The 11538-nt window shown below is 61.9% G+C and carries 8 protein-coding genes; 4 read left to right on the top strand and 4 right to left on the bottom strand.

The features are described from left to right. A complete protein-coding gene (locus tag EBC_RS21250; protein ID WP_013203925.1) occupies nt 1-2343 on the top strand; it encodes a molybdopterin-dependent oxidoreductase in 2343 nt (780 codons plus the stop codon). 983 nt (nt 2344-3326) lie between these two features. On the opposite strand, the gene EBC_RS21245 is transcribed toward EBC_RS21250, so the two are convergent. The 4 genes from EBC_RS21245 to EBC_RS21230 are packed head-to-tail and all read right to left on the bottom strand — an operon-like array spanning nt 3327 to nt 7511. Next, entirely contained in the window at nt 3327-4667 is a 1341-nt protein-coding gene (locus EBC_RS21245) for an MmgE/PrpD family protein (RefSeq protein WP_013203924.1), read from the bottom strand. 14 nt (nt 4668-4681) lie between these two features. Next, entirely contained in the window at nt 4682-5788 is a 1107-nt protein-coding gene (locus tag EBC_RS21240) for an Ldh family oxidoreductase (RefSeq protein WP_013203923.1), read from the bottom strand. After that, complete coding sequence (locus EBC_RS21235; protein WP_013203922.1) at nt 5785-6963, bottom strand: amidohydrolase; 1179 nt, start codon at nt 6961-6963, stop codon at nt 5785-5787. Before EBC_RS21235 ends, EBC_RS21240 begins: the two co-directional genes overlap by 4 nt. Continuing rightward, the gene (locus tag EBC_RS21230; protein WP_013203921.1) at nt 6960-7511 is read right to left on the bottom strand and encodes a GNAT family N-acetyltransferase; all 552 of its coding nucleotides are present in this window, start codon (nt 7509-7511) and stop codon (nt 6960-6962) included. Before EBC_RS21230 ends, EBC_RS21235 begins: the two co-directional genes overlap by 4 nt. A 335-nt stretch (nt 7512-7846) precedes the next feature. On the opposite strand from EBC_RS21230, the gene EBC_RS21225 reads away from it, so the two are divergent. From EBC_RS21225 to EBC_RS21215, 3 genes are read left to right on the top strand one after another with little or no spacing between them, the layout of a single operon-like run. Beyond that, entirely contained in the window at nt 7847-8917 is a 1071-nt protein-coding gene (locus EBC_RS21225; RefSeq protein ID WP_013203919.1) for an iron-containing alcohol dehydrogenase family protein, read from the top strand. 54 nt (nt 8918-8971) lie between these two features. Next, a complete protein-coding gene (locus EBC_RS21220) occupies nt 8972-10279 on the top strand; it encodes an LLM class flavin-dependent oxidoreductase (RefSeq protein ID WP_013203918.1) in 1308 nt (435 codons plus the stop codon). 47 nt (nt 10280-10326) lie between these two features. After that, entirely contained in the window at nt 10327-11535 is a 1209-nt protein-coding gene (locus tag EBC_RS21215; RefSeq protein WP_013203917.1) for an aminotransferase class I/II-fold pyridoxal phosphate-dependent enzyme, read from the top strand. Nucleotides 11536-11538: the final 3 nt, after the last annotated feature.

Raw genomic sequence — 11538 nt, 5'->3', positions numbered from 1 at the left:
ATGACCGCTACCCGCGCTATGCATAGCTCGCACTGGGGGGCGTTCAGCGCCCTCAACGACAACGGCACCTTGCACATCACCCCGTTCAGCGGCGATCCCGATCCCAGCCCGCTGCTCCAGAATTTTGAGAATGTCCTGCGTCATCCGGTGCGGCTGGCAACGCCGATGGTGCGTCGCGGCTGGCTGGAGGATGGGCCTGGCCCTGACGACCGGCGTGGGGCGGATGACTACATCGCCATCAGCTGGGAGCAGGCCTACAGCCTGGCCGCCGCTGAACTGAAGCGGGTAGCCGGGCTGGCAGGCCCGGAAGCGGTGTTTGGCGGCTCCTACGGCTGGTCGAGCGCCGGGCGTTTCCATCATGCGCAAAGTCAGGTTCATCGCTTTCTTAATACCAGCATTGGCGGCTACGTCCGTTCGGTTAACAGCTACAGTTCGGGCGCGGCGTCGGTGATCCTGCCGCATATCGTGGGCGACATGAACGAGATTGCCCGCCGTGGCGTCAGCTGGCAGGAAATTGCCGAACACAGTGAAGTGGTGCTGTCGTTTGGCGGCCTGGCGCTGAAAAACTCGCAGGTGGCCAGCGGCGGCCTTAGCGAACATACCGAACGCGGCTTTATTCAGCAGGCGGCCCGTCGCGGCGCGCGCTTTATCTCGGTCAGTCCGCTGGCCAGCGATCTGCCTGACGAAGCCCAGGGCGAGTGGCTTGCCATTCATCCCGGCACCGACTCGGCACTGATCCTCGCGCTGTTGCAGATCCTTAAGCAGCGGCAGTGGAGTGATGAAGCCTTTCTGGCGGACTACTGCGTCGGCTGGCCGCAGCTGGTGGCCTACCTGAACGGCGAGCAGGACGGGCAGCTTCGTGATGCCGCCTGGGCCGCAGAGATTTGTGGTATTCCGGCGGCGCGCATCGAGGCGCTGGCAGAACAGCTGCACGGTAAGCGGGTGATTGTCAGCGTGGCGCATGCGTTGCAGCGCGCGCAGCATGGCGAACAGCCGGTGTGGTTAGGGCTGGTGCTGGCGGCCGCATTGGGCCAGCCGGGGTTGCCGGGCGGCGGCTATTCCTATGCGCTTGGCGCGTTGGGCCATTATGGCAAGCAGCATAACCGGGTGGCCTTTCCCGCGCTGCCGCAGGGCAAAAACGGCATCGACCGGCTGATCCCGGTGGCGCGCATCTCCGATATGCTGCTGCATCCGGGCGAAAAGTTTCGCTACAACGGCCGCACGCTGACCTATCCCACCATCAAACTTGCCTGGTGGGCGGGTGGAAATCCGTTTCATCACCATCAGGATCTCGCCCGATTACGTAAGGCGTTCGCGACGCTGGACACGTTGATTGTGCATGAGGTGGCCTGGACGTCGACCGCCCGTCATGCCGATCTGGTGCTACCCGCGACCATGACCCTTGAGCGTGAAGACGTTGGCGGCGCACCGACCGACCGGCATTTGATTGCCATGCAGCAGGTGGCCGCGCCCTATGGCGAAGCGAAAGATGATTACAGTATTTTCAGCGAGCTGTCGCGGCGGCTGGGCAGCGAGCAGGCCTTTACCGAAGGGCGCAACGCACGCGAATGGCAGGCGCATCTCTATCAGCAAATGCAGGAAAAACTGCAGCAGCAGGGCATCAGCGTGCCGGATTTCGCCACCTTCTGGCAGCAGGGGATCCTCGAGCTGCCGCAGAGTGATGACGCGGGCAGGCTGCTGCGTCACTTCCGGCGCGATCCGCAGCAGCATCCGCTGCCGACGCCGAGCGGAAAAATCGAAATTTATTCCGCCACGCTGGCCAGTTTTGACAATGCGGACTGTCCGGGGCATCCGGTGTGGCTGACGCCGCTGCAGCAGCCAGACGAGCAGTACCCGTTCTATCTGATTGCCAATCAGCCCGCCTCCCGTCTGCACAGTCAGCTGGATTTTGGCCGCTTCAGCGTCAGCCAGAAGCGCGGTGGGCGTGAGGTGTGCAGCATGCATCCGCGGGATGCGCAGCAGCAGGGCATTGCCGAGGGTGACGTGGTGGAAATCACCAACCCGCGTGGCACGGTGCTGGCCAGCGTAACGCTGAGCGAGAAGGTCAGAACCGGCGTGGTGCAGTTGCCGACCGGCGCCTGGTACGATCCGGTCGATCCGTTAGCGGAGCAGCCGACCTGTCGTCACGGCAATCCCAACGTGCTGACGCTGGATATCGGCACCTCAGGCCTGAGCCAGGGCTGCACCGGGCAAATAACCGTGGTGCAGATCCGCAGGTTTACGGGTGAGCCGCCGGCCGTAAGGGCGTTCGAACCGCCGGTGATTAGCCGCAACCCGCCTCAAGCGTCGGCAGCGGCTGGCGATGTGGCGCCTGGAGCGTAAAGCCTGCGAGGAACGTTTTCGCTATTATCAGGAAGGTCGGGAAAGTCAGGGAAGTCGGGAAAGTTGGGGATGTAAGGGATGTTAGGGATGTTAGGTAAGTCGTCTGGATGTTTCGGTGTATTGCTCAGGGAGAGAGGGGGGAACACAAAGACGCCGTAAACCCATCCCTGGGGGCTCAGCGGCGACATCCCTGTCGCCGATGCTTTGCTTTTCCCCCCTCTCTCCCTTCCCCTCAGGCTTCAATAATGAATGGTCGATTGTGGACGCACAGGTCAAAACCCGCTGACTTCACTCTATGCTTTGACCAAACTTGATTTGATTTTGACCTGTGTGACCAGCGTACCACCCGAGCAGTTTTTGATCTGTGTGACCACCGTACCACCCAACGACGCTGATGTTATTGGGTGGCGGCATAGAGCGCATTAGCCGGGTGTCTGCGGCAGGGATGCCGCAGCCAAGCCTCCAGGGATGGATTCACGGCGTCCCGGATAATGCGCTCTATGCTGACGCCATACCACCGAAGCGGGTTTTGACCTGTGTGTTAGGGACGTCGTCTGGATGTTTCGGTGTATTGCTCAGGGAGAGAGGGGGGAACACAAAGACGCCGTAAACCCATCCCTGGGGGCTCAGCGGCGACATCCCTGTCGCCGATGCTTTGCTTTTCCCCCCTCTCTCCCTTCCCCTCAGGCTTCAATAATGGATGATCAATTGTGGACACACAGGTCAAAACCCGCTGACTTCACTCTATGCATTGACCAAACTTGATTTGATTTTGACCTGTGTGACCACCGTACCACCCAAGACGCTAATGCTATTGGGTGGCGGCATAGAGCGCATTAGCCGGGTGTCTGCGGCAGGGATGCCGCAGCCAAGCCTCCAGGGATGGATTTACGGCGTCCCGGAAAATGCGCACTATGCTGACGCCGAACCACCGAAGCCGCTTTTGACCTGTGCATCCGCCAAACCTATCAACGACGCCAACTTTACAGGGTGGCGGAATACAGCGCCGCGATCAGCATCGCCGTTAACCTCGGTAGGGAATCTGGCGTGGCCAGTTGGCACAGCGAGGCAATCTCCTCGGCCTCGTCCTCTGAACCTGCGCCCAGGCAACTGCGTAATTTCGCCTGCAAATCGACCGGCGTTGCCAGGCTTTCGCTGCGCGTCATGCGGCAGCTTAACGGCTCGGCGTCAGTAAACCAGATCGTCACCTTATGGAATCGCGCGGCCGGATCCAGTTCATCCGGCGGTGCCGAAAAATCGGGACAGCGCTGCACGCGATCTGCCAGACTGGCGATCACCGGATTCACCGGTCCTTCCGCCACATCCTCCAGCGCCACGCCGTCAAATAACAGGCTGGAAGCAATCACGTATTCCAGGCTGAAGCGCGCCTCGATGCCATTTTTCGGCTGCGTGACCGACGCGGCAATGTCACCGCCCGGTGGGAAAGCCACCTCAATGCGGCTGATGGCGGCGTCCATCGCCTCCACATTGCCCTGAAACCGTGGCAGCGCCTGCTGACGCAGGCGGCGCGCCACGTCTGCGGCGGTATGGGTGCCTCCGCAGGTGGCATAGGGCTTAAACTCCAGACCTGGCGACTGGATGCGCCATGGCGTGCCCCAGTGCTCAACCAGCTTTGTCGCATCGCTCTGCTCGCCGCAGCAGGCGAGTAAGAACGCCTCGATCACGCCCTGCGGCTGCCCGCCAAAGCCAGCCAGCGTCAACCGTCCGGCAAGCACCGCACTCTGCGCCGCCAGCCCGGCATGCAGCGGCTTGGTGGCGGAGCCAAACTGGGCACGCAGCCCGCTGGCCTGGGTGGTGGCGATGCCGAGGATCACCGCCGCCTGATGTTCATCGGCCTTCAACAGGCGTGCCACCGCCGCGGCGGCCGCCAGCGTGCCCAGCGTGGCGGTACTGTGGAAACCGGACTGGTAGTGACGCTGCGTCGCCGCCAGCCCCAGCCTTCCCGCCACCTCGACGCCAATCACATAGGCATCCAGCAGCGCGTCGGCGTCGGGCTGAACGTCTGCCGCCAGCGCCAGCAGCGCCGGCAGGATCACCGTGCTGGGATGGCCGCGAAAATCAGGGTGAAAATCATCGTAATCGAGCGCGTGGCCGGCATAACCAAGCAGCAGAGCACGCGTCTGCGCATCCTGCGCCTGACTGACGCTGCGCAGCGCACTCAGGCCACTGTCGCTGATGTCGCCACGCAGTATTGGGAGCGTTACCGCCACATAATCCAGCAGGCCCGCTCTGGCCCGCTCACGCGCGGCGCTGTCCGGCTGACTGCGGACAATCAGTCTGGCTAGCGGTGGGGTAATGGCCATTGGCTCTCCGGGATTCATGACGATGACGGCGGAAGATGCGCAGCGAGCAAATCGGTAAAGCCGCTGCGCTGACAAAGTGCCTGAAGTTGGGCGATCAGCGCGGCGGGCAGCGGGATGCCGCTCAGGCTGCGCTGCTGATGCGTCTGGTTTTCAATGTCACCGGCGACCAGCACCGGCTTACTGGCATCGGCGGGCGGCGTGTCATGCAGCGTATCAATAATGTGGTCGAGGCCCTGACGGAAGTCGGACGGATCGCCAAACGCCGCAGGATCGATGACCAGGAAAAAGTGGCCGATATCTGGCATGCCGCCCGCCGGACGCGTGGCGGCAAAGGAGGCGCCGGCCAGCGGGCCCGCCAGAATTTGCGCCAGCATCGCCAGGCCATAACCCTTGTGGCCGCCGGTCTCTTCCAGACCGCCCAACGGCGTCAGGCCGCCAAGCGGGCGCTGGAAAACGTACTCCATGCCCAGCGCGCTGTCGGTGACGGCCTCGCCGTGTTCATCACTGACCCAGCCCGGCGGCAACGCCTGACCGGTAAAGTCATATACCTTGACCTTGTTGGCCGCCACGGTAGTGGTCGCCATATCCAGCACGAAATCGGCGTTTCGCTCAGCGGGTGCGGCAAAGGCGAGGGGATTGGTGCCCAGCACCGGCACCTGTGCGCGGCTGGGCACCAGCATTCTGCTGCGGGTGGTGCTGGTGATCAGCGCAATCTTGCCTCTGGCCGCCGCGTAACGGGCATACAGCCCGGCGGCACCAAAATGATTGGAATGACGTACCACTACGCTGCCCATGCCGGACAGCTCGCTTTTCGCCACGGCGGTCTGGATCGCCAGTAACGCCGTGGCGTGTCCCAACGAATGGCAACCGTCGATCACCGCCGTTGCCGGAGTTTCCCTGATGATTTTCGCCCGTCCGGCCGGGTTCCACAGTCCGGCCTGCAATAATTTATCGTAATGCGGCAGCATCGAGATGCCGTGGGAATCGACGCCAAACAGATCGGTTTCCACCATTAATTCAGCAGTTTGCACCGCGATATCCTCCGGCATTCCCCAGCCGGTCAGGATGGTTTCCGCCTGGCGCATCAGCAGCGCAGCGGGCAGGGTCACCGCCTGATTCATTGCGAGGGTCCTGATGCGTGCGTTTCCTGACTGAGTTTTTCCAGCGCGTTGACCGCAAGCGTCGCCAGATAATCGGCGGTGGGGAACAGCGCGCGATCGTCAACGCGGAATTCGGGATGATGGAGGGCGAACGGCCCGCCGGATCCCACCATCACAAAGGCACCGGGGATCTGCTGCTGATAGAAGGCGAAGTCCTCGCCGATCGGGCTGGCCTCGACCACTCTGGCGGCAAAACCGGCCAGCGGCGCCTGCGCCAGCGCAAATTCAGCCCAGGCCGGATCGTTAACCACCGACGGCGGGCCGGCCTGCCAGTCCAGCTCAATGCGCGCAGCATAGGTCTCGCCCAGTCCCTGCGCCACCTGACGAAAACGCTGCTCAATCTTCTCGCGGGCCCCGGCGCTAAAGGTGCGCACGGTGCCCTCCAGCCAGGCGCTGTCCGGGATAACGTTCCAGGTGGTGCCGCTGTGGATCTGGGTGATCGACACCACCGCATTTTCCGCCGACGACAGATTACGGCTGATCACCGTCTGTAGCGTGCCGATCAGCTGTCCGGCGATGACGATCGGATCGTTGCCTTCGTGCGGCTTAGCCGCGTGGCTGCCGGTGCCGGTAATGGTCAGGGTGAAACGATCGACGCCTGCGGTGAGCGCGCCGCCTTTGCTGCCAATCACCCCCACCGGCAGCGACGGATCGTTATGAATACCAAAGATCGCTTTTGCCTGATCCAGTGCGCCGGTTGCCAGCAGCGCCGGCGCGCCCATGCCGGTCTCTTCTGCGGCCTGGAACAGGATGCGGACCCGTCCCGGCAGAGTGGCCTCAATTTTTTTCAGCAAAATGGCGGCACCCAGGGCGGCCGAGGCATGAAAATCATGACCGCAGGCATGCATCACGCCAGGATTTTGCGAGAGGTATTCCACCCCCGATTTTTCCTCAATCGGCAGGGCGTCAATATCGGAACGCAGCACGATCAGCGGGCCGTCACCGTCGCCGACTTCGGCAACCAGACCGGTCGGCAGCGGCAGGTCCAGAATGCGGATCTGATGTTCTTCCAGCGCCGCTCTCAGGCGGGCAGTGGTCTCAAACTCCTGGTTGGACAGCTCAGGATGGCGATGCAATTCGTGACGAAAGGCCTGCAGCTGCGCGGCCAGAGGCTGGTGCTTTTCACTGATATTCATGGTTTATCCTGACGGGTCGTCGATGAGGCGGATTTCTCCAGCCACTGCTGATGGGCGGCCTCATCGAGAATTTTCTTCATATACAGCGTGATATGTCCTTTGCCCAAATCGGTCTGGTGCATGGCGACAAAACCGCGGTTCAGGTACATCTCTTTCAGCCAGGGATGGCTGACGGCGGTGCCGAGCGAAACGGCCGGGGCTTTTAACTGCGCCCGCAGAATATGCGTTTCTACCCAGTCCAGCATCGCGCGGCCCAGCTGCTGACCCTTATATGCCGGGTCGGTGCCGAACCAGCCGATATGCGGCAGGCCAAACGGGCCGGGCAGCGGTCCCCAGGGAAAACGCAGGGTCAGCGAACTGGCCAGCCGATCGTCGGCGAACAGGCCATACACCGCGTGCTGTTGCAGGTGGCGGGTGACCCGATCCAGGTCGGCGGTGGCGGCATCAAAGTGGATCCCCAGCGCGCGGATGGGGGCATACGCGGCCAGCATCAGGGTCAGATAGGCGTGACGATCGTCCAGCGTCAGCTGGCGGAAATGCAGATTCATGCGGTGCTCCCTGACTGGAAATAAAAAAATTCAGTGCCGTTCTTTATTATTCGTCATGCTGTTTCGCAAGCGTTGAGAATAATCATGCCGTCTTTAAATTTCGCACAGCAAGCTATTTATCCCTATAGCTTTTATTTGCATAAGCTCTTGCGAATTTGTCGTAAAGGATCGGGAATGCCTGATTGCTTCTGCACTTTTCTTTGTAGCATGATGAATGAAGCGCCGCTGGTAGCAAGGCAGACAACCACTTTCTCAGCAGTCAGCCCGTTTCAGGTAAAACGTTTCAGGGAAAAAGTTCGCCCGGTTCCACGCAGAATAAATTAAAAGGTCACAGCGTGTTTTCAATAAAATCCCCTAAACAGTATTCGCAACTTCCCGGTATTCGCGCACGGGTGGGTGAATTAATTTCCCCGCTGGCGAACAGGATTTTCATTATTTCCAGCCCGGCGGCCTGGCAGGCCGTTAACCCGGAACTGGAAAACAGCCTGGCCGCCGCCGGCATCCGCTATCAGCTGGCAATGCTCACCACTGAATGTACGGAGGTGGCGATTGCGGATTTGACGGCGGAGATGCAGGCGCACGGCAGCACGCTGGTGCTGGGCATCGGCGGCGGGCGCGTGCTGGATACGGCGAAAGCCGTCGGTAACGCGCTGGACGAGGTGAAGATTGTCACCCTGCCAACGCTGGCCGCCACCTGCGCCGCCTGGTCACCGATCAGCATTCTCTATACCGCCAGCGGTGCCCATCAGCGCAGCCAGCCGTTAAGCCAGATGCCCGAGCTGGTGCTGGTGGACAGCGAAATCATTGCCCGCAGCGACGTCCGTTTCCTGAAAGCGGGCATCGTCGATGCGCTGGCCAAGTGGTATGAATTTCAGCCCTATCAGCGGCATAACCCGGACAACCTGGCGCTGAATTTGAAGGCGCTGATGGCCCGTCAGGCGGTAGAAGTGTTCGCACAATGGGGCGAGCAGGCGGTGCTGGATAACCAGCAGGGCCAGGTTACGCCCGCGCTGGAGAAAGTCATTGAAGGCTGCATTGTGTTAGCCGGTATGGCCAACAGCATTCGCGATGCCGATCCGACGCCGGGTTTTGCCCACGCCATTCACAATCGTCTGACGCATCAGCCCGAGCTGCATGACTGGCTGCACGGTGAGAAAGTCGGCTTCAGCCTGCTGGTGCAGTCGCGGATGCAGCAGCCGGATGGCCAGCCCGACGCCGGTTTGCTGGCGCTGCTGCGGCAGTACGATGCGCCGCTAACCCTGGCACCGCTGACCGGCAACCGCAGAGAGGCGATCCAACGCATCGCCCGCGAAGTGAAATTTTCGCCCGCCAGCGCCGCGCGTCTGCCGTTCGAGATTTCCCCGGCCACGCTGGAAAAAGCCTTGCTGGCGACCGAAATTGGCTAACCCTTTTCAGACGCAGGCCGTGTTGGCGTGCGCTTTATTATTCCAGGACTGATTATGCAACCGACTCCGTCTTCACCCCGCCAGCTTCGCCTGGGTTTGTTCGTTCAGCCGTTGGGGCAGCACGTCAGCGGCTGGCGTCTGACCCGCCAGTTAGGTTCGCCGACCGATATCGACTGGCTGATCCAGATCGCGCAGAAGGCCGAAGCCGGCCTGTTTGATATGTTTTTCGTCGGTGATGCGCTGGCCACCAGCGTGCACCGCCTGCCATCCACCATGGCGCGCCTTGAGCCGCTGACCTTACTGTCGGCGCTGGCGGTATCAACCAAACATATCGGCCTGGCGGCCACCGCTTCCACCACCTTCAGCGATCCCTTTACCCTCGCGCGCAGCTTCTCGTCGATTGACCATATCAGCCGTGGCCGGGCGGCCTGGAATGTGGTGACCTCGTTCTCCACCGACGTGGCGCGCAACTTCAGCCGCGACGATATGCCGGGCCATGCGGAACGCTATGCCAAAGCGCGCGAATTCCTCGAGGTCTCCTTCAAGCTGTGGGAAGCCTGGGAAGAGGGCGCGGTGCAACCGGATGCCGCCAGCGGCAGCTATTTTGTTGATGACAAGATCAAGGCGATTAATCATCAGGGTGAGCATTATCAGGTGCAGGGCCCGCTGAATATTTCCCGTTCACCGCAGGGACGGCCGGTGATCATTGAAGCCGGTTCCTCGGAGGATGGTCAGGCGCTGGCGGCGGAAACTGCCGAAGTGGTGTTTACCGCGTCCGCCAGCCTGGAAGAAGGTCAGGCGTTTTACCGCTCCCAGAAGCAGCGGGTGAAAGAGGCCGGACGCAACCCGGATCATCTGCTGATTTTGCCGGGCGTGATGCCGATTGTCGGCAGAACCCGTGAAGAGGCGCAGGCGACCTGGAAAGCGCTGAATTCGCTGGTGGATATTGAGAATGGCCTGCGCCAGCTGTCGGCACGCTTCGGCCTCGATCTCAGCCAGTATCCGCTGGACGGCCCGGTGCCGGATGCGCCGGAAGGCGAGGGTAACCAGAGCCGGGTACGGCTGTTTACCGAGATGGCGAAACGCGACAACCTGACACTGCGCGAGCTGGCAGCGGTAGCCGCCGGATCCCGTGGGCATCGCGTGGTAGTGGGCACGGCCGAAGATATCGCCGATGACTTCCAGCAGTGGCTCGAGCAGTCGGCGGCGGACGGCTTCAACATCATGCCTGCCACCGTGCCGGAGCAGCTGGATCTGTTTATCGAGCTGGTGGTGCCGGAGTTGCAGCGCCGTGGCCTGTTCCGCGAGCAGTATCAGTTCAACACCCTGCGCGAAAACCTCGGGCTGCCCGACTACAACTGATCCTTTTCTCAGCCGGATGCGCTCCGGCTTAACCGCGAGATCTCTTCATGACCATTACCCTGTCCCGCCGTGTTCAGCGCGTTTCCCTGTCGGCGAATGCTGCCGCCCGTCAGCTCACCCAGCGCCTGCAGGCGGAAGGGGTGGATATTCTCGATCTTACGGTGGGTGAGCCCGATTTCGATACGCCTGAACATATCAAGCAGGCGGCATACCAGGCGATTGCGCGCGGCGAGACCAACTACACGCCGACGCCCGGCACGCCAGCGCTGCGTCAGGCGGTGCAGCGTAAACTGTTGCGCGAAAATCAGCTGGCGTATGACATCAACCAGATTGTGATCGCCAACGGCGCCAAGCAGATCATCTTTAACGCCTTCGCCGCCACGCTGAATGACGGCGATGAAGTGCTGGTGCCGGTGCCTTACTGGCCGACTTTTCCGGACAGCGTGAAGTTTAACGGCGGTGAGCCGGTGCTGCTGGATTGCCCGCTGGAGCAGGGCTTCAAGCTGCAGCCGCAGCAGTTAGCGGCAGCGATTGGGCCGAAAACCCGCTGGCTGGTGCTGAATTCGCCGGGTAATCCCAGCGGCGCGGTGTATGACGCCGCCGAACTGTCGGCGCTGGCGGCGGTGCTGCGCCAGCATCCGCAGGTGCTGGTATTGCTGGATGAGTTGTATGAGCACGTGCTGTTCGATGGCCGCCAGCATCAAAGCCTGCTGAACGTTGCGCCGGACCTGAAGGATCGTATTTTGCTGGTGGGCGGGGTGTCGAAAACCTACGCCATGACCGGCTGGCGCATTGGTTTCGGCGCGGGCCCGAAAGTCCTGACCGACGCGATGGCGGTGGTTCAGTCGCAAAACAGCTCGGGGGCCGGATCGGTCAGCCAGGCTGCGGCGGTGGCGGCCTTTAACGGCGGGCTGGATTTTCTGGTGCCTCAGCTTGCGGCCTATCAGCAACGTCGCGACAGCCTGGTGGATGCATTGAGCACGGTGGATGGCCTCAGCGTCAGCTCGCCGGCCGGGGCCTTCTTTGTGTTGTGCCGCTGCGCGGACGTGCTGGGTCGCATCCGGCCCGATGGCCGCCCGCTGGCAAGTGAAGAGGATGTGCTGAGCTATTTACTGGAGAGCGGCGTGTCCGGGGTGGCGGGCAGCGCCTATGGCCTGTCGCCGTATTTCCGGCTGTCGATTGCGACGGACCTGGCGTCGGTACGCGAAGCCGGTCGCCGCATCCAGACCGCCTTCGGGCAGCTGCGCAAGGCGTGATCG

Source organism: Erwinia billingiae Eb661 (genome assembly GCF_000196615.1).
GTDB lineage: Bacteria > Pseudomonadota > Gammaproteobacteria > Enterobacterales > Enterobacteriaceae > Erwinia > Erwinia billingiae.
Note: the sequence above shows the minus strand (reverse complement) of the source record. Positions and strands in the feature narration are given on the sequence as shown.